This window comes from Ferruginibacter paludis, assembly GCF_030409685.1.
In the GTDB taxonomy this organism is placed as follows: domain Bacteria; phylum Bacteroidota; class Bacteroidia; order Chitinophagales; family Chitinophagaceae; genus Ferruginibacter; species Ferruginibacter paludis.
In genome coordinates this window covers 216,775-236,744 of record NZ_JAUFQJ010000014.1, presented here as the reverse complement: position 1 = coordinate 236,744, position 19,970 = coordinate 216,775, and the positions used below count along the sequence as shown (strand labels likewise).

Annotated in this window: 17 protein-coding genes; 10 read left to right on the top strand and 7 right to left on the bottom strand. The window is 41.6% G+C overall.

Annotation, left to right across the window (positions count from 1 at the left end; all coding sequences use genetic code 11):
- Positions 1-27: 27 nt before the first annotated feature.
- The 4 genes from QWZ08_RS20515 to guaA form a co-directional block, all read right to left on the bottom strand.
- Positions 28-1,059: a ligase-associated DNA damage response exonuclease gene (locus tag QWZ08_RS20515; RefSeq protein ID WP_290339420.1), complete on the bottom strand. Its 1,032-nt coding sequence runs from the start codon at positions 1,057-1,059 to the stop codon at positions 28-30.
- A 224-nt stretch (positions 1,060-1,283) separates the two neighbouring features.
- The gene (locus QWZ08_RS28250) at positions 1,284-1,427 is read right to left on the bottom strand and encodes a DUF2256 domain-containing protein (protein ID WP_353960499.1); all 144 of its coding nucleotides are present in this window, start codon (positions 1,425-1,427) and stop codon (positions 1,284-1,286) included.
- A gap of 122 nt (positions 1,428-1,549) precedes the next feature.
- Positions 1,550-2,764, bottom strand: a complete 1,215-nt coding sequence (locus QWZ08_RS20510; RefSeq protein ID WP_290339419.1) for an ABC transporter substrate-binding protein — start codon at positions 2,762-2,764, stop codon at positions 1,550-1,552.
- 165 nt (positions 2,765-2,929) lie between these two features.
- Positions 2,930-4,462, bottom strand: coding sequence for a glutamine-hydrolyzing GMP synthase (guaA, locus tag QWZ08_RS20505; protein ID WP_290339418.1), 1,533 nt, complete (start codon positions 4,460-4,462; stop codon positions 2,930-2,932).
- Between the two features lie 207 nt (positions 4,463-4,669).
- Here guaA and QWZ08_RS20500 point away from each other — a divergent pair, with 207 nt between their 5' ends.
- The 6 genes from QWZ08_RS20500 to QWZ08_RS20475 all read left to right on the top strand — a co-directional run bounded on the left by QWZ08_RS20500 (position 4,670) and on the right by QWZ08_RS20475 (position 8,504).
- Positions 4,670-5,554, top strand: coding sequence for a DMT family transporter (locus QWZ08_RS20500; protein WP_290339417.1), 885 nt, complete (start codon positions 4,670-4,672; stop codon positions 5,552-5,554).
- Positions 5,555-5,669: 115 nt separating this feature from the next.
- The gene (rpmB, locus tag QWZ08_RS20495; protein ID WP_290339416.1) at positions 5,670-5,906 is read left to right on the top strand and encodes a 50S ribosomal protein L28; all 237 of its coding nucleotides are present in this window, start codon (positions 5,670-5,672) and stop codon (positions 5,904-5,906) included.
- A gap of 47 nt (positions 5,907-5,953) precedes the next feature.
- Positions 5,954-6,136, top strand: a complete 183-nt coding sequence (gene rpmG / locus QWZ08_RS20490; RefSeq protein ID WP_290339415.1) for a 50S ribosomal protein L33 — start codon at positions 5,954-5,956, stop codon at positions 6,134-6,136.
- A gap of 99 nt (positions 6,137-6,235) precedes the next feature.
- On the top strand, positions 6,236-6,406 hold the full coding sequence (locus QWZ08_RS20485) for a DUF4295 domain-containing protein (protein ID WP_290339414.1): 171 nt from the start codon (positions 6,236-6,238) through the stop codon (positions 6,404-6,406).
- A gap of 144 nt (positions 6,407-6,550) precedes the next feature.
- A complete protein-coding gene (gene ftsY, locus QWZ08_RS20480; protein WP_290339413.1) occupies positions 6,551-7,519 on the top strand; it encodes a signal recognition particle-docking protein FtsY in 969 nt (322 codons plus the stop codon).
- Between the two features lie 130 nt (positions 7,520-7,649).
- The gene (locus QWZ08_RS20475) at positions 7,650-8,504 is read left to right on the top strand and encodes a CvfB family protein (protein ID WP_290339412.1); all 855 of its coding nucleotides are present in this window, start codon (positions 7,650-7,652) and stop codon (positions 8,502-8,504) included.
- 48 nt (positions 8,505-8,552) lie between these two features.
- Here the strand turns inward: QWZ08_RS20475 and QWZ08_RS20470 are convergent, their stop codons facing one another.
- Both QWZ08_RS20470 and QWZ08_RS20465 read right to left on the bottom strand, forming a co-directional pair.
- On the bottom strand, positions 8,553-9,173 hold the full coding sequence (locus QWZ08_RS20470; RefSeq protein ID WP_290339411.1) for a PNPOx family protein: 621 nt from the start codon (positions 9,171-9,173) through the stop codon (positions 8,553-8,555).
- 60 nt (positions 9,174-9,233) lie between these two features.
- Positions 9,234-10,595, bottom strand: coding sequence for a GH1 family beta-glucosidase (locus tag QWZ08_RS20465; RefSeq protein ID WP_290339410.1), 1,362 nt, complete (start codon positions 10,593-10,595; stop codon positions 9,234-9,236).
- A 264-nt stretch (positions 10,596-10,859) separates the two neighbouring features.
- Here QWZ08_RS20465 and QWZ08_RS20460 point away from each other — a divergent pair, with 264 nt between their 5' ends.
- The 3 genes from QWZ08_RS20460 (at position 10,860) to bshC (ending at position 17,974) form a co-directional block, all read left to right on the top strand.
- Entirely contained in the window at positions 10,860-14,897 is a 4,038-nt protein-coding gene (locus QWZ08_RS20460) for a cache domain-containing protein (protein ID WP_290339409.1), read from the top strand.
- Positions 14,898-15,000: 103 nt separating this feature from the next.
- The gene (gene rimO, locus QWZ08_RS20455; RefSeq protein ID WP_290339408.1) at positions 15,001-16,314 is read left to right on the top strand and encodes a 30S ribosomal protein S12 methylthiotransferase RimO; all 1,314 of its coding nucleotides are present in this window, start codon (positions 15,001-15,003) and stop codon (positions 16,312-16,314) included.
- A gap of 64 nt (positions 16,315-16,378) precedes the next feature.
- Positions 16,379-17,974: a bacillithiol biosynthesis cysteine-adding enzyme BshC gene (bshC, locus tag QWZ08_RS20450; protein ID WP_290339407.1), complete on the top strand. Its 1,596-nt coding sequence runs from the start codon at positions 16,379-16,381 to the stop codon at positions 17,972-17,974.
- Between the two features lie 110 nt (positions 17,975-18,084).
- Here bshC and purE read toward each other — a convergent pair whose 3' ends face one another.
- Positions 18,085-18,609 (bottom strand): 5-(carboxyamino)imidazole ribonucleotide mutase, encoded by a 525-nt coding sequence (purE, locus tag QWZ08_RS20445; protein ID WP_290339405.1) that lies wholly within the window; start codon positions 18,607-18,609, stop codon positions 18,085-18,087.
- Between the two features lie 342 nt (positions 18,610-18,951).
- On the opposite strand from purE, the gene QWZ08_RS20440 reads away from it, so the two are divergent.
- Positions 18,952-19,914, top strand: a complete 963-nt coding sequence (locus QWZ08_RS20440; RefSeq protein WP_290339404.1) for an efflux RND transporter periplasmic adaptor subunit — start codon at positions 18,952-18,954, stop codon at positions 19,912-19,914.
- Positions 19,915-19,970: the final 56 nt, after the last annotated feature.

Here is a 19,970-nt window from a genome sequence, read left to right as displayed (position 1 = left end):
ACGCTGGCAGCCGGTTATTATTAATTATTAATTTTTAATTATTAATTCCTCATTCTCCCCGACCGTTTTACTCTCTTCCTCCTCACCACCATACTCTGTTTTTACTTCGCCGGCTTCTATGCCCTGTTCATTTAAAAACCTGCTGAAGGCAGATTGAAAGCCATGTGTGGCATATACTTTTTGTGCGCCGGTTGCTTTTACTGCCTGTAACAACCCATCCCAATCAGCATGATCGCTCAGGGCAAAACCTGCGTCGGTATTGCGTCTTCTTGCATTGCCCCTTACCTGCATCCAGCCGCTGCAAGTGCCTACGCTGTAGGGATAAAAATTTTTCATCCAGGGCGTACCATCTGCGCTGGGTGGCGCTATTACAATATTACCAACCAGGTCTTCTTTGGGCGTGTCGGGTTGAACCCGTTTTACTTCAGGTAATTTCCAACCGCTGTTTACCAGAGCCTGGTGTACGTTCCAAACGGCGCCGTGCACGTACACCGGCAAGCCCATTTCGGAGAGCGGCATTAGTACTCTTTGTGCCTTACCAAGGCTATAGGCAATCAGTACACTGGTTTTTTTATTTTCTTTATTCTGTGCTACCCAGTTTTTAATATCTTCAAAAATATCCGGTTGCTTTTTCCATTTGTAAATGGGCAAGCCAAAGGTTGATTCCGTTATAAACGTGTTGCATTGTACCGGCTCAAAGGCACCGCTGATGCCGTCATCTTCTGTCTTGTAATCGCCACTTGCAACCCATACTTCACCTTCATATTCAACACGTATTTGTGCTGAGCCAATGATATGTCCTGCAGGATGCAGTGAGACTTTCACGCCGTTCATAAAAACCGGTTCATTCCAATCTACCGATTCATACAAGTTATCTCCCAATCGCAGCTGCAGCAATGGTTTGGTAAGATGGTGGCACAGATAATACTTGCTTCCCCAACGAGCATGGTCGCTGTGCGCATGGGTGATGATGGCCTTATCCACAGGCTTCCAGGGATCAATGTAAAAATTGCCCTGTCTGCAGTAAAGGCCTTTGTCGGAGAATTCGATTAACGGCATTTTTTTAATGGATAATTTTTTTAATGGATAATTGATAATGAAATGCAGCGTTTGCTGCTTTTTGGCTCTTCATTCCAATTCAAGAATGCAACCATTTATCTTGTTTACTTCAATCCGGAGGCTGAAGATCCACAAGGGTATTTTGCTGAACGGAGCGTCGCCAATATGGTTCCACATTGCTTGCTCGCCCGGGCAATATTTCTTTCTTATAACAACGACCTGTTTTACTTAGATGCCTTGTTACTTCTGCACCTTTCACTGCAATACTTTACCTCATCCCAATTTTTCTGCCACTTTTTTCGCCAGGTAAAAGGGAGTTTGCAAACAACACAAATTTTAGCAGGAAGATTCCCTTTTTTATGCGCCATCACATATACAAATACATTCAATACTAATTACAAACAAAGCGGATATATGTTTGGCTGACGATGGCCGGATATGCAAAAAGCCTGTTAATACAGGCTTTTACTAATTTATTTATTGATGCCTGTTACCAGGCTTTGGAAATGGTGCCGTTCATGATACGTACAAAATACAGGTGCTTGTTTTCGTAGTAGTCAGTAACAGGTGAATCTTTTTTCAACATCACCGGGCGGAAATTATAATCCGTGATCAACTTAAAAGATTTGTCGTTTAAATGGCTGATAACATTGCCCGGAAATTTGGTGAGCAATTTGGTAAAAAGCCAGGTGCACTCAAAGCCTTTAAAAACCATGTCGGTAGCCCGGGCTTTGTATTTTTTTGCATACACGTTATTTACCATTTTGCTGTAGTCATCCCATTTGGTATTAAAATAAGGACTGGTAAAAAACACCGGGAAATCTACCAGGGCATCTTTATTCATCAGGGCTTTAAAGCTGTCCCAGTTGGGCATGCCCAGCAACGTGATGGGGTAAGATTCGTGCAGTTCGTAACAGGCCATGGTTAATTTGGTGGCGAAAGTTTCATCCAGTGAGCCGCCGATGATGACTGTTTGGCGGTTACTGTCCAGCCTGTTTTTTAATAAACCAGGTGAAACGATGCTGTCAAAATTCAGGGTCTGAATATCCAGCAGGGGCTTGCCATCCTGCGCATTGATCATTTTGAAATAAGCCGCTACTTTATCTTCCTGCGGTCCTTTCTGACGGCATAAAAATATTCTGTCCGTACCATGGCTTTGTACCAGGTAACTGAATATAGCTTCACAATGTGCTTTTAGTGTAGAGTTTACAATCACTAAAGAAGGGTTGGCAGTAACGCCGCCATCGTTTGGATAGGTGGCCGAAATAAAAGGAATGTTTTTGCTCAACGCAAAATCTGCCAGTTGCCTGAAATCCACATCTTTTACCGAGCCAATGATGATGTCCAGCGTATCTAATTTTTTATCTGAAATTAAGCGGGGAATTGTTTTAGTGTACGATTTGGTATCGTAAATAAAGGCTTCTACATTCTCATTCGGCAGCTTCATTGAGTCCAGTGCAATCTGTGCACCATGCACAAATTCAAGCCCGGGCGTAATAAATTTGGGGATGGCGTCTGTAAAGCGGATGGTACCGGTATTGGTGAAAATCGTATCCAGGTAAAGCGGGGCAAAAATGCCAACGCGGTAAATTCTGGTAACGGGCTGCACTGTATTTTGTGCGGTTGCAGGTAAAATAAAACAGCTGAAAACAACAGACAAAACAACAAGTGTTGTCCACGTTTTTTTTACCTTTTCTTCTTTCATAATATTATATGTCTGATTTCTTTAGGGTTGTTACTTGTTGTTTTACAACGCTGGATGAAAAAGTATTTTTATTCGTTCTGATTTCTAAAGTCTGCAAACTAACGATCCTAATTCTATAGCTAATCCGCTGCCTATCCCGAATTAAAAAAATCAGGCATCCAAATTTTATTCCCACTCAATCGTAGCCGGTGGCTTACTGCTGATATCATATACCACCCGGTTAATTCCCTTTACGTTATTGATAATCTCGTTAGAAATATCGGCTAAAAATTCATACGGTAAATGCGCCCAGTCGGCCGTCATCCCATCTACAGAAGTTACTGCCCTTAAAGCAATCGTAAATTCATAAGTTCTTTCATCGCCCATTACCCCAACACTTTTTACGGGTAGTAAAATGGTACCGGCCTGCCATACACTCGCATAAAGGTTTGCTTTTTTCAATCCATTGGTATAGATCGCATCTGCATCTTGCAATAACCGTACCTTTTCCTCGGTAATATCGCCCAATATCCGGATGCCCAAACCCGGTCCGGGAAAAGGATGGCGAAACAACATATCATGTGGTAAACCCAGTTCTACTCCCACTTTCCTTACTTCATCCTTAAACAAAGCTCTTAAAGGTTCTACCAGCGAAAGCTTCATGGTGGCAGGCAACCCGCCTACATTGTGGTGACTCTTAATAGTTACCGAGGGACCATGCACGGAGGCAGATTCAATTACATCCGGGTAGATGGTACCCTGGCCTAAAAAATCAATATTTTCAATGCGTTTGGCTTCTTTGTCAAATATTTCAATAAAGCCGCCGCCGATGATTTTTCTTTTCTCTTCCGGGTCGGTTTTGCCGGCCAGCTTGGTATAAAAATGTTCTTTTGCATCCACGCCTTTTACATTCAGGCCCAGTTGCTCATACATTTTGAGTACGTCTTCAAATTCGTTTTTACGCAGTACGCCATTGTCTACAAAAATGCCAAATAAGTTGGTGCCGATGGCTTTGTGAATGAGGGTGGCGGCTACCGTACTGTCAACACCGCCACTCATCGCCATGATTACCCTTTTATCGCCAATCTTTTCTTTTAATGCGGCCACGGTATCGCTGATAAAATGTGCCGGTGTCCAGTCCTGGGAACAGCCACAAATATCTACCAGGAAATTCTTCAAAATGATTTTACCCTCGGTACTATGGTACACTTCGGGGTGAAACTGGAGCCCGTACAAGGGAAACCCTTCAGTGGTACGAACAAACGCAGCCACCGGAATACTTTCTGTTGTACCCAGTATATCAAAACCGTCCGGTAATTCTTTTACCGTATCACTATGGCTCATCCAAACCTGGCTGTGCGGCGATACGTTTTGCAATAAAATATTATCTTTTACTTTTTCCAGTTTGGCCCGGCCGTATTCTCTTTTGTCGCTCTTTTCCACTTTTCCTCCAAATAGTTTGGCCGTAAGCTGTGCTCCGTAGCATACGCCCAATACAGGTACCCTTGATGCGATGGCAGCGATATTTACTACCGGCGCATTTTCTTCGTTTACCGAAAAAGGCGAGCCTGATAAAATCACCCCTTTCAATTCGGGACCAAACACAATTGGTTTATTGAAAGGGGTGATTTCGCAATAAACACTGGCTTCCCTTACGGCTCTTGCAATTAACTGGGTGTATTGAGAACCAAAATCTAGTATTAAAATTTTTTCCGTCATTTGCGTGCGAAGGTAAATAATTCCATTATCTGCCCAATATAATTACGGCCGGCCCGGGGTAAATTATTTTGGTCCGTGCCGGGGATACGCTGATGAACATCGTTGCATCGCCCTCTTTTACGGCATACCTTTTTGGTTCTTTCCCCATTATACAGGTAAAAACAAGCCACTACTGTTCCTACAATCCAAATCCTATCTTTGTCGCCGATGAAAAAAGCCTTGTTCCAGTTGCATGCAGCCGTTTTTTTAGCCGGGTTTACCGGCATATTGGGCAAACTGATTGGTTTAAATGAAGGCTTGCTCGTTTGGTACCGCATGCTGCTGACGGTGCTCACATTGGGCGTGATCTTATTTTTGAGAAAACAGCTGCAACGCATTGCGTTTAAAGACGCCCTTAAAATAGGCGGCGTCGGCTTAATAGTGGCCCTGCATTGGGTAACATTTTATGGCAGTATTAAATATGCCAATGTTTCCGTGGCCCTTGTCTGTTTTTCGGGCTCTGGCTTTTTCACTTCTTTTTTTGAACCCCTTATTTTTAAAAGAAGCATTAACCCCCGGGAGGTATTGCTTGGCCTGCTTGCCATCGCAGGTATTTATATCATCTTCGATTTTTATCCCCAGTTTAAAACCGGTATTATTTTCGGCGTTTTATCAGCCATTGGCAGTTCACTGTTTCCCATTTTTAATAAAAAATTGCTGGTAAGGTTTAGTCCGGCCACCCTTACGCTGTACGAACTGGGAGGCGGGTTTCTGTTTCTATGCCTGTTTGTGCCGGTGTATCTAATCCGTTTTCCGGCGGACTATTACCTGCCTACGCCGTCAGACTGGGTGTGGCTGCTGGTACTGGCCTGGCTTTGTACCGTACTTTGTTTCGATCTTCAGCTAAACGCATTAAAAAAAATATCTCCCTTTACCGCCAACCTCACTTATAACCTGGAGCCTGTGTACGGCATCATTCTGGCCTTTCTTTTTTTTCATGAAAATAAATCGCTTTCCAGGCACTTTTATGCAGGTGTTGGGTTAATTTTGCTGGCAGTTATTTTACAAATGTGGAGACTTTGGTATAATAGCAGCCGGATTTTGCGGAGGTAAAAAATATTTTTTGAAGGTAAATGCACTGATTGCAGTGTACGTTTAAAAAAAATCAATTCTTATCTGCTAAAAATCAAATTTCTTCCTTACCTTCGCCGTCCAAAAAATTAGTACAATGGCTAGAGTATGTCAGGTTACAGGTAAGAAGCCTATCACAGGTAATAAAGTATCGCATTCAAACATAAAAACCAAGCGCAGGTTTTTGCCCAATTTGCAAACCAAGCGTTACTTTTTAGCTGAAGAAGATAAATGGGTGGTGCTGAAAGTTTCTTCAGAAGCTATCAGAACGATCAACAAAAATGGTCTGTTTTCAGTTGTTAAAGAACTAAGAGCAGCAGGCGAAAAAATTTAAACCCACCCATTCTCTTTTGAAGGAGACGGGTAACAAAATAAATAACAATGGCAAAGAAAGGTAACAGGGTTCAGGTTATTTTGGAATGTACTGAGCATAAAACCAGTGGCAAACCAGGTACCAGCCGCTACATCACAAAAAAGAACAAAAAGAATACGCCTGAGCGTTTGGAGTTGAAAAAATTCAACCCGATTTTAAAGAAAGTAACTGTACACAAAGAAATCAAGTAAATTTCTTCTTGTGCAAATACGAAATGTGAAAATGGGCTGTGCAAAAAGTACTTATCATTTTCAGATTTTTAAATTTTCAAATTTTCAAATTAAATAGTCATGGCAAAAGCAGCTTCAAAGAACGCGAAAATTAAGGATACCAAGGCCGCAGCAGATGCAAAAAACTGGACAAAAGTGATTCGTGCGGTTCGTAGCCCTAAAAGCGGTGCTTATACTTTTAAAGAGTCAATCGTCCACAAAGACAAGATCAAGGAATATTTAGCTCAATAGTTTAAATGCACCTGGATTTACTATATTCAAGCTGTTCTGGTTAATATCGGAACAGCTTTCTTAATTTTACCCAAATCCAATTGGATTCGGGTAGTTTTATTTTTATAATAATCACAAATCAATATCCCTAAAGGGATTACAGGTATGGGACTTTTTGATAAACTCTTCGGTAAAAAGCAACAGCAGGAAACGCTGGATCAGGGATTGCAAAAAACCAGGGAAGGTTTTTTCAGCAAAATAACCAAAGCTATTGCCGGCAAAAGCACTGTGGATGAAGAGGTGTTGGATAACCTGGAAGAAGCATTGGTAAGTGCAGATGTAGGTATTGAAACGACAGTAGAAATTATCAATCGCATAGAAAAGCGGGTAGCAAAAGACAAATATCTTAACACAAACGAATTAAACTCCATCCTTAAACAGGAAGTAGAAGATATACTGGTGGCTTCGCCATCGGATACCAGTTACGAAAATTACGAATTACCTGCAGGCCATAAACCACATGTGATTTTGGTAGTAGGTGTAAACGGTGTAGGAAAAACAACTACCATTGGTAAGCTGGCGCATAATTTTTCAAAGGCGGGTAAATCGGTGTTGCTGGGTGCCGCAGATACTTTCAGGGCGGCTGCGGTAGACCAGTTAACAATATGGAGTGAGCGAACCGGCGTGCCGATTGTAAAAAAAGAAATGGGTAGTGATCCGGCATCAGTAGCTTACGATACGGTGATTAGCGGCGTAGCCAAGGACGTGGATGTGATCATCATTGATACGGCAGGCCGTTTGCACAACAAGGCTTACCTGATGGATGAGCTGACCAAGATAAAAAGGGTGGTTCAAAAAGTAATACCCGAAGCGCCCCACGAAGTGATGCTGGTGCTGGATGGAAGTACCGGGCAAAACGCACTGGAACAGGCTAAACATTTTACCGCCGCAACGGATGTGACTGCCTTAACAATTACTAAATTAGACGGCACGGCGAAGGGTGGTGTAGTGCTGGCAATTGCCCACCAGTTTAAGATACCGGTTAAATTTATCGGCGTAGGCGAAAAGGCAACAGATCTGCTGGTTTTTGATAAACACCAGTTTGTAGAAGGATTGTTTGCACCTGTTGCCTAAAGAACTATTTCCCCGTTTCCCAAAGGGATTATTGTTAAGAATATTTCATTGCGGGTAACATAAGTTAAAAAGTGGTTCCGGTAAAAGGGCCAGTTTTTAATTTTCACTTTTTATTTTTTAATTCTCTCCCATGGTAGAAGTAGGTAAATACAATACATTAAAAGTTATACGGGCGGTAGATTTTGGGGTGTACCTGGATGACGGGGCAGAAGGTATTTTATTGCCTAAAAGATTTGTGCCAACTGCAACCGCAATTGGAGATGAATTGAAAGTTTTTTTGTACCATGATGGTGAAGACAGGTTGATTGCAACTACGCAGGAACCGAAAGGCATATTGGGTGACATTGTAAAGTTAAGGACAGTGACAGTTACTCCCCACGGTGCATTTTTAGATATGGGTTTGATGAAAGATATTTTCGTTCCCAAAAGCAAACAAATATTCGAGATGCGGGTAAACGGTGAATACCTGGTGAAGATTTACCTGGACGAACAAACCGGACGCATTGCAGCTACAGAAAAGCTGGAGCCGTATTTAAGCAATGAAGAATTAACCGTAAAGGAGCTTGAAGTAGTAGACCTGATTGTATACCGCCGTACTGATATTGGTTATGTGTGTATCATCAACAACCAGCACACAGGTGTATTGCATTTTAATGAAATTTACCGTAACATAGGTGTAGGAGATAAATTTAAAGGGTTCATCAAAAAAATATATCCCGTAAGCAATGACAAAGATGATCGTTTTCGCATTGATGTGGCTGCAGGCAAACCAGGCTATAACAGGGTAGAAGATGAAGCTGGAAAATTGTTGCGCCTGTTGAGGGAAAACGATGGCTACCTGCCTTACAATGACAAAAGCAAGCCGGAAGATATTTATGATTTTTTCGGTATGAGCAAGAAGACCTTTAAAATGACAACCGGAAATTTGTATAAAGAAAGAAAAATAGCTTTCGAAAAAACGGGCATCAAGCTCCTGGAAGAGTAGCTTGATGGGTCACCCCAAAAAGGGTGGCTCACCCGGATATTATGCCGGTTAAGGAATAAGCCAGTTTGCAGTAAAACTCCCATCTTCCAGATAAGTAAATGTGGCCCTGCGGTGGCCGCTGCTGTTAAGCCACAACCATTCCATCCATCGCACCCTCGTGATTACAACGCCAAAATTTTTTCTGCCATCAGTACTTTCTTCAGGCGTTGGATCATTTGTTTCAAATACAGCAGGCAGACCACTTAGAGGGAATTCAACCACGGAGGAAGGCCGTTCTCTTCCTGAATAATTTTTTCTGTTGTTCATGGTAGTGCCATCCCAGCTTTCAGCTGCAATGCCATCATCATGGTGCAATGTTACATCCCCGCTGAGTCGTATTTGTATGCATTTTGCGGCATCGTAAAACAACCAGCTGATGTTATTTTGCAGGGCAAGTTCTTTCCATTTGCCACTCCTTTTATCGGTATAAAAGGCGAGTTGTTTTTGAGGTGGCCACACTTTTCGCAATACCACCGTGCGCATGTTTACGCCATCTGTATTGACATTGGCCACAACAGGATTGTGCAGCGCATCTTTATAACTAAGTGCTCCTTTTTCCAACCGTTTCCACACCTCCTGTTCCAGTTCCTTAAGGGTAAAGCTTGTGTCGTTTATCAATACCGTATTCATGCTTGTCACAACAGATTTTTCAGGCCTTTGTTGCACGCAGCAAATGAATTTGTTCAATGATTACTGTAAAAAATCCCGCCACCAGTAACCTGAGTTTTTGATAGTACGTAATTGTGTCTTCAGGTCCACATGTACCAAACCAAAGCGGGGATGGTAGCCTTCACTCCATTCAAAATTATCCATCAGCGTCCAGGCAAAATAGCCCCTGATATTGACACCTTCTTTTTTTGCTTTTAATACCGCCTGCAGGTGTTGTTTAAAATAGGCAATCCGTTCCGCATCATCAATAACCCCATGTTTAATTTCATCTTTAAACGCGGCACCATTTTCTGTTATGATGATTTCTTTTACGCCTCCATACAACCATATTTTTTTTATAGTGCGGTAAAAACTATCGGCGTTAATTTCCCAGCCCATGGCAGTAACCGGTAATTTTCTGGAAGTTGGTTTTACCTGGGTTGCCTGTACTATCGGTACATAACTATTGTGCTTAACCATTACCGGAAAATAATATTGCAGCCCGATAAAATCAAAATCAAAATGCAGCCGCTCTGTATACTTCCAGGTTTTATTATGCAGTTGTAATTTTTCTAAAAATTTAAATGAATCATCTACGGGATAACCCTTTCCCAGTGCAGGTTCAATAAACAAACGGTTCATTAAAATATCAATGCGGTTAGCAGCGGCCAGGTCTTCTTTTCTGTCGGAATAAGGAATGATCTGTGAGCAGGAAAAGGTAGTTCCAATATGGGCAGCCTCCACCATTCGGCGAATGATTCTTCCTCCTTCTGCCTGCGCCATAGCTGCATGATGAATGGCGGGTATAAAATTACTGAGCCCTTTTTTACCCGGCGCATGCTTGCCCAGCATATAGCCGAGGGACGTAAATCCAAACGGTTCATTTAAAATGATCCAGTGCTTAACCTTATTGCCATAAGCCTCTGCGCAAACAGATACAAAACGGCTGAACCATTTGATGATTAAATAATTCGTCCAGCCGCCCCTGTTTTCAAGCTCCTGCGGAAGATCCCAGTGGTAAAGGGTTATATAGGGTGTAAGTCCGAGTTTGATGCACTCATCAATTACCCGGTGATAAAAAAGTATGCCTTCTTTATTGATTTTACCGGTGCCGTCCGGCAGTATTCTCGCCCACGAAATGGAAAAGCGGAATACGGAAAATCCAAGGGCTTTCACCAGCAACAGATCATCTTTGTACCGGTAATAAAAATCGCAGGCCGTGGTAAGTTTGGCGCCGCCTTTTATATTACTGCCGCTCCGCGAAAAAGTGTCCCAAATGGTTTTGCCTTTTCCATTAATGTTGGTGGCACCTTCGTTTTGAGCCGCTGCAATGGCAACACCCCAGCTAAAATTTTTGCCGAAGTCTTTGGCTGTAATTATATGGTTGCTATTGTCTGTCATCATTCTTACATGAATTGTAAAATTGAACTTTTAAAAAAGCGTTCCATATTATCCTTTTGTTATTTTTGAGAAGGTGAGCTAATTCCACCGGTTAAAAATTACGCAAACAGGCTATTGCGAATGCCAATTAATCTCTATAGTTTTAAAGGCTGATAATTCAACCTGCGAAATCCCCTCCTCTTTACTGCAATGTTTTTTTAAATGGGTACCAACTCATGATGGTTTTTAAATTTCATGCTGCTGTAATACCTCTGTAAACTATACTCCATGCGGTATTTCTCTTTTACAAAAAATTACAATGATGTGTTGGTCACCCTGTTGTTCCTGATTTTTCTGGGCGCTGGTTATTTTTATTTGTATGTGCCGCAAAATGAAAAAGGTGTACAGGAACAACGTTTCAGGTCGTTGCAGAATATTGATAAAAATATTCATGCCAAGATAGACAACAGTATTGCGCTGATGCATAACCTCCTGGTAGCATACAAAGACAGTATTGCTAAAAGACCTGCACTGCTTGCATATATCAAAGGATACAACTCCAGCAATTTTACCTTGTCTGTGCCCGATAGTCAGTATACAAAAGATAATCCGGACAGTAATTTCAACATCATTGTAAACAACAACAGCCGCCAAATTACATTGCTGGCAACGGTGCAATCCGGTAATAAAAAAGATGACAGCCTGCATTACAGCATGCAGATGAAATTTACTTTTGAACAGTTCATAAAAAACCTGTTACCGGCCAATGTGTTTGATCAATACATCGTTTTCAGCGACGGGCAGGTGGTGTATGAAAATTTTTCTTCCGGTATCGGTTTTTTGAATGATAGCTTATCCGGCAAAAAAGGAGGCATCACCAGTTCGGCCGTCAAAAGCCTGAACGTAAGTGGCAAAGATTACAAGCTGTTTTTTCAGCCGGTAAGTTTTACTGCCGACAGGCAGTTGGTGGTAACCGGTCTGTTATCCAACAAACATTACCAGCAGGAAAAAAATCAATTACCCTCACAGGGCGTATTGCTGCTGCTGACAGTTGTACTCATTACCATAGTTGCCTATCCCTGGATAAAGCTGTACCAGATGGGCAACACAGACAGGCTTACTGTAACGGATGGTATTGCCACGATTGTTGTTTCCATGCTGCTGATGTCGCTGTTATTTTTTATGCTGGTTAAATACAATCTTTTTTTCAAGCCCGATAACAGCCCTGATTCCAAGGCAGTGCTGGCCACGCAAATTACCGGTGCGTTAAAAGATGAAATTGACAGCGTATATGAAAAAATTACATCGTACGACAGCCTTGTGTCGTCGGATACGGCCCGGTACAAAAAGGACATTGTTAACTTAAGCAATGCAGAAACTATTGCAGACGCGTCAGGCAACAAAAATGAAGCGCTGAAAAAGCTGGCCATTATTGCCCAAACCGGCAGTATTAACCAGGTTTATTGGTTAGGCAAAAATGGTGATGAAAAAATAAACTGGATTAGCAGCGATAAAAATGCGCCACATGGGAATTTCAGCCAGCGGGCTTATTTTAAAAACATTTCCCAAAATAAGCCTTATCATCTCCAGCACGCGGCTACTCAGCCGTTTTATCTTGACCAGATTATTTCCTGGACCACCGGTACTTTTACCTCGGTCATTTCCATTCCCTCAACAGTGCCTGGCACAACGGTTGCGGCTATGTCTTTTAACATGCAAAGCCTTCGCCAGCCTGTGACACCGGTTGGCTATACATTTGCCATGATTGATGAAGCAGGCAAAGTTTTATACCATTCCGACTCTGCCAGGAACCTGAATGAAAATTTACTAAGTGAATTATCCGAAAATGAAAAATTGCGCAGCTGCATAGAAGCCAGGACCAGCGATGCTTTTACCAGCAGTTATTTTAGCAGGGACTATTCAGTTAGTGTGCAACCTGTAAATAACCTACCCTATTTTATTGTAATTTTTAGTGATAACAGTTTTAAAGAAACCAGGGATGTTGAAATTTACAGTTTTACTTTTTCAATGATGCTGCTGTTGTTTTTATTTTTGGTGTTCCAGCTTTTTAGCGTGTTCCTTGTGTCTTCGCAGCGCTCATTTTTCAAAAGGCAATTATTTGATACCAGTTGGGTTGGCCCAAAAATATCTTCTGTAAACCAGTACAATGTTGCAGCGCTTACCAATTGCATTGTACTTGTCCTGATGGTTATTTTTTTCAATTTCAGTTCCGTTTTAACCTATTTTTTTATACTTTTTTTCTCTGTGATATTTACTTCTCTTTTTTTAAATTCATTGTTTGCATACAGGTATAAAAAATCAGGGCAACGTGAAAACTACCGTTTTAAAATAACTACCATCCGCTGGCTTTACCTGTTTATCACGTTGTTAAATCTTGGCGCTCTCCGGGTGCTGGATGGCAAGAATATGATGGTATTTACGCTCTATGAATTATTGATATTTTTCGTTGGCTGGCTCTTGCTGCGGTGCGGCAGGACGGCGGTATACTTTTTATACAGCCGGTCTATGCGTAGGATTTTCGCTGGTAATTATGCGCATAGTTTTACCTTAATGGCTTTAACAAGGCTGCTGCTTACCAGCGGTTTGCCGATACTGTTTTTTTATGTTACGGCTTACAATTTTGAGCAGCATATCGGCACACGTTACGGCCAGTTACAATACGCAAAGCGTTTGCCTGCCACACTTACAAATGACCAGTTGGTAAAAGTAAATCAACACAACAATGTTGGGGGCGTTTGTTATTATTATGACGACGCATGGATTAAAAACATTGCGTATAGAAAATTGCCTTTGGAAGCAGGCTATACAAAAGAGGAAAAATTTACAGCGACCCTGTTATCCATGTTCAGAATCGACATCAGCGACAAAGCAGTGCTGGAAGATAAAATGTATATGACTGGTGCGGCCGATAGCTCCTTTTTTTACAGTCCGCTTTTAAAAAGGGCAGGAAAAGATGACAGCGTTACCGTTACCACGCTTGCAGCAAATCGTGGCGATAGCAGTCTTTCAATAACAGCAGCCAACCTTAATTACAGGCTGCCAAAACTGTACGGCGAAAAATTTTACAATGGCTGGCTATTTTGGATTTGCCTGTTGCTGCTGCTGGTGATGTTTTACTTTATTATTTACAATGTGCTGAAAAAATTATTTTGCCTTGATCTTCCCGATCTCAGTTTGTGGGGAACAATAGATGACTCAATTTTGAACAATGAAAAAGTAAATAACCTGTTGTTTGTTATTGGGCTGCCAGGCTCAGGCAAATTGTCGCAGGTGCTGGAGAAAATAGCCGACGGAACATTAGCCAATGGCAACACACCCTTTGTTTATAAAGAAAGTGATCCTCAAAACAATGTGGTTATAGCAGACCTGATCAATATTCCTGATATAGGAAACGACAGGGAAAAAGATGATGCATGGAAACTCTTCACTGCTAAACTAACGGATGCGAAAAACAAGCTCATTATAGTAAATCATTTTGAATACAATATCCAGGACGCCGTAACCAACCGTATTAAACTGAATTTGCTGGAACAAATCATGCTGCAAAACACCAGCAAGGTAATCATCCTTTCTACCATTCACCCCGTTGCATTTCTTGATTCGGTACTGGATCAGTCTGTTGCTGAAAAAGGTATACCGGGCCAGGATTTGGAAAGATGGCATGTGTTGCTGGGGCATTACCGCATTGTAGTTTTTCCACTGCAAAGCTCGGTAGCAGAAGCTACGGAAGAATATAAAGTGATCCTGAAAGAAACAGCGCATACGCATTTCTTAAATAAAATGAGAGAATGTGCAATGACTGTTGCCCGCTCGTTGCCAGAAAATGAAAGAGCCCAAAAAGCAGATGAAATGGTTTTTAAACTGCAGGTGATGTCGCATTATTTTTATATGTATATCTGGCAATCGTTAACCAAGGAAGAAAAGTTTTTACTCTATGATCTTGCTGAAGACAACCTCGTCAATTCTTTTGATGATTACAACCTTACCATGTTATTGGCAAAGGGTGTCATCATCAGAACAGACGGCACATTAAAGCTTTTCAATAAAGGCTTCCGCAATTTCATTTTAACGGCTATAGGCAATTCAGAAGCCATGAAAATTAAGAGGCTCATCAAGGACAATGGCAACTGGAGCAGGTTAAAAAAACCGCTGATGATGGTTATCGTAGCCATTCTTGTTTTCCTGCTGATCTCCCAGGAAGAAGCTTATTCCAAACTAATTACCTATATAGCCACGCTGGGCGCTGGTATTCCTGCCCTTGTTAAATTGTTTTCTATTTTTGACAACAGCAATTCAAAGTCTTAACATTACACGCCGGTTATATGGTTGGGTCCATTAATTTACAAGGTTTTTACAATAGGCCGTTAAAAGTACTCCGCCTAAACTGCTTACCTTTGCCAACATTTATATGAAGACAAAATCGTTACATAAGGATAAGGTAAACATCATTACGCTGGGGTGCAGTAAAAACATGGTGGATAGTGAAGTGCTGAGTGGTCAGCTCATTGCCAATGAAATTGATGTGGTGCATGAAAGCGGTAAAAAGGACCACAACATCGTAATAATAAACACGTGCGGTTTTATTGAAAAAGCAAAGGAAGAAAGCATCAATACCATTTTAGACCAGGTGGAATTAAAGCGCCGCGGAAAGATAGATAAAGTCTATGTAACCGGGTGCCTCAGCGAACGATATAAAAATAATTTAGAGACGGAGATACCGGAAGTGGATGCCTATTTTGGTACAATGGAATTGCCCGGCATGCTGAAACAATTTAATGCTGATTACAAAGCTGACCTGATAGGCGAGCGGTTACTGTATACGCCGCAGCATTATGCGTACATGAAAATCAGTGAGGGCTGTAACCGCACCTGTTCGTTTTGCGCCATTCCGTTAATGCGTGGTCAGCATGTTAGCCGAACAATAGAATCGCTGGTAGATGAGGCCAAACGTTTGGTGGACAGAGGCGTAAAAGAGGTAATGCTGATTGCCCAGGAATTAACCTATTACGGGCTGGATATTTATAAAAAAAGAGAATTGCCAAAACTGTTGCATGCGCTCGCGGATGTAAAAGGTTTGGAATGGATACGCTTGCATTATGCTTACCCGTCTAAATTTCCGATAGAAATTATTGATGCCATTAAAGAAAGGGAAAATATTTGCAATTACCTGGATATGCCTTTGCAGCATGCAGCCAATAACATGCTGCAACTAATGAAGCGGCAGATAACAAGGGAGGAGATGGAAGATTTGATTGGCGAGATACGCAACCGTATTCCGGACATATGTTTACGCACTACGTTGATAGCGGGCTTTCCCGGCGAAACAAGGGATGATGTGGAAGAATTAAAAATATTTTTGCAGAAGATGCGGTTCGACAGGATGGGCATATTTACCTACAGCCACGAGGAGGGAACCAGCGCCCACAGCATGATTGACAATATACCCGCAGAAGAAAAGGAAGAACGTGCGCAGGAAATAATGGAAGTGCAGCAGGAAATAAGCCTTGAAAAAAACCAGGAAAAAGTGGGGAAGGTTTTTAAAGTGCTGATTGATAAAAAAGAAGCCGGACGATATTTGGGCCGTACCGAATTTGACAGTGTGGAAGTAGACAATGAAGTGATTATTGAGAGTAAAAAGAAATTAACTATTGGTGAATTTGTAAACGTAAAAATTACCAAAGCATACGATTATGACATTGAGGGAGAAGTAGTGGTTGCTTAATAATTTTCGAACGATTTTTTACACGCTTTAAAATTTGTTATTACAGCAGTAATTTTATTTTTAAATGAATACAACAGCGCAGTTTATTCCTTACCGGCAAACTGGTTTTTTTTCTTCAATGGTTGCTGATTATATAAGTGAAGCACCACGGCTGCAGCCATTTTACATGCACCCTGTTTCATTGGATGGCATTAAAGCATCAATTGAGCAACGCAAATCATTCGCTACCGATAGGGCATTGCTGGTTGACATTCTGAACGAACAATATGAAACAACTCCGCTTACAGAAAAGCAAAAAAAATATATCCATCAGTTAAGCAGCGACAATACATTTACTATTTGCACTGCCCATCAACCTAATATTTTTACAGGGCCTTTATATTTTATTTATAAGATACTGCACGCCGTTAAACTTGCGGAGGAATTACAGGCAGTAATACCCGAAAATAATTTTGTGCCTGTTTATTACATGGGTAGCGAAGATGCTGACCTTGATGAACTGGGGCATGTTTTTATAAACGGCGAAAAGTATGAGTGGGCCACCAAGCAGACTGGTGCGGTAGGCCGGATGATAGTTGATAAGACGCTGGTGCAATTGATAGAAGCCATCAGCGGCCAGTTACTGGTCCTTCCATTTGGTGCTGAAATAACCGGCTTGATGAAAGATTGTTACCAGCCTGGAGTAACCATTGAGCAGGCTACTTTTAAACTGGTAAATGCACTGTTTGCAGAATACGGCGTATTGATTTTATTGCCGGATAGTGCCGAAGTAAAAAGGCGTTTCGCGCCAGTTATAGAGAAGGAACTGATGGAAGGATTTTCTCATCCTGCAGTACAGCAGACCGTATCACAGTTTCCGGAAGAATACAAGGCGCAGGCTAGTGGCAGGGCCATTAATTTATTTTACCTGGTGGATGGTAAAAGGGAAAGAATTGAACAAGCAGGCGATGATTTTTTGATTGTGAATATGCAGCTGAAATTTAGTAAAGCTGCTATGCTGCAAGAACTGCAGGAACATCCTGAACGCTTTAGTCCCAATGTAATTTTAAGGCCGGTGTTACAGGAAACAATTTTACCCGACATCGCTTTTATCGGCGGTGGTGGCGAGATTGCCTACTGGCTTGAATTGAAAAAAGTATTTGAAGCGGTGCAGGTTCCTTACCCCATGCTGATTGTTCGCAACTCGTTTATGATTGTGAATACTGTTATGCAGGCCGCTACAAAAAAATTACAGTTAGAATATGCGGGCTTATTTGCGACAGAACTGGAGCTGGTGAATCATTTGGTGAAACGGGACAGCACTATACAGTTAAGCCTGGAAGAAGAAAAAGAAAATATGATCGCTCTATATGATCAGATAAAAAAAATCGCCGGCGATATTGATACCTCTTTAAAAACACATACCAATGCGTTACAAACTCAGGCGTTGAAAAAAATTACGGCACTGGAAAAGAAAATGTTCCGTGCACAAAAAAGAAAATTTGAGGCGCAGCAAAGACAGCTGGAAAAATTAAAAAAAGAATTGTTCCCCAACAACAGCCTGCAGGAACGTGTGGATAACCTGATGCCTTTTTACGCCAGCCATGGCAAAGAGTTTATCAAAATGATTTACAGCCATTCAAAAGGATTGCAGCAGGAGTTCGGCGTGATACTCGAATAATGGTGTTCCTCCAGTCGCTTCTGTAAAAGTTCAGCAAAGCTGTCAGGTACAAGCGTGCGACGCCACTGAAGTTGATGCGTGTTTCCCTGCCTGGTACAAAAAATAAAAAATTATTTTTCGAAGGTATCAAACTCATTTGTAAAGCCGAGGTACTTTACATTTTTTACGCTTTCCATTACGATATCGTCCTGGTATTCTTTGTATGCTTCCAGTTTCCCTGCAATGGATGGATCGTGCAGGGCGAGAATTTGTGCGGCCAGAATGCCGGCATTTTTAGCGCCATTTAAAGCCACTGTAGCTACCGGTACACCATAAGGCATTTGCAAGATAGATAAGATAGAATCCCAGCCATCGAGTGAATTGGAAGATTTAACAGGAACACCTATTACTGGCAAAATAGTTTGGGCGGCTACCATGCCTGCTAAATGTGCGGCGCCCCCGGCTCCTGCAATGATTACCTTCAATCCTCTTGACTTTGCCTTGCTGGCATATTCACGCAACCGTTCGGGTGTGCGATGGGCAGATACAATGGTTAGCTCGGGTTCAACTTCAAACTGGCGAAGCATTTCCGCTGCACCTTTCATAATTTCAAGATCGCTTTCGCTGCCCATGATAATACCAACAAGAGGAGTCATGTTTTATAATTTTACGCAAAGAAAAGGTAAAATTATAAATAGCGCCATTGATATTTTAAAAAAATCGCTGTTGAAACATTGGATTGATGTTTGAAACAATCACATGCTGATAACAATTACAGATCAATGCAATATATTATTACCAGCCATGTATTGTACTTTTATGCACAGGCTAAACCACTTATATTTGTTTTCTTTATTAATACTTAATATATAATGCTAAACTCGTTTACCAGGATTTGCTATTGTGTTACCTTTTCCCTTTATGTATTAATTTTCTCCGGTTGTAAAAATAAATCTACAGCACCCTCCCCCGCCAAAAGTGAAAAAACAATTCCAATTGTGGATATTATTATAGCAGCGCCGGAAACTATCAGTAATGTGGTGGAGGCCAATGGAACAGTGATAGCAGAAGAGTATGTAGAGTTAAGACCAGAAATAAGCGGCCGGCTTACTTACTTGAATGTACCGGAAGGTAAAAACATTGCCAAAGGAACCGTTATAGCAAGGGTAAACGATGCAGACCTGAAGGCACAGATTGCCAAAAGCAAGGTGCAGCTTGATCTGGCACAAACAACCGTAGACCGGTACAAAAAATTACTGGATATCAATGGTCTTAACCAGGCGGACTATGATGCGGCTGTAAACCAGGTAAACAGTTTAAGAGCAGACATTGTTTATTCACAGGCGCTGGTTGACAAGACCGTTATACGGGCTCCCTTTAGCGGGGTGGCGGGCTTAAGGGGAATTAGTCCTGGGGCCTTTGTATCACCCAGCACAGTAATCGCCACGCTTCAGCAAACAAACAAGGTAAAGATTGATTTTACGTTGCCGGATATGTATGGCAATATCATAAAAAAAGGAATGTTGGTTACAGTTGAAGTAGATGCTGCATCCAAAGACATTCGCAAAGCTATTGTTGTGGCCACCGAACCGGGTGCCAATACAGACACCCGCAATTTAAAAGTACGGGCATTGCTGCAGGGCGGTACTGCCAATCCGGGTGCTTTTGTAAAAGTGCATATTGATGCCGGTCAAAGCCGTACGTCTATTAAAGTGCCAACCAATTGTATTATTCCTGATGATAAAAACAACCAGGTGGTATTGGTAAAAAATGGAATGGCCAGTTTTGTAAATATAAAAACGGGTATACGCGAAGCAAGTATGGTTGAAGTGGTACAAGGTATTAAAGCAGGAGATTCTGTTGTGGTAACGGGCGTTTTATTTGCCAGGCCAAAAAATCCCGTTCAGGTAAGAAGTGTTAAAACCCTGCATGATGTGAGTGATACCAGTGCGGCGAAATAGATAATCTGTTTAATGTATAGCAACGAATTTTAAAATAATTTACCCCGTTTTACTGC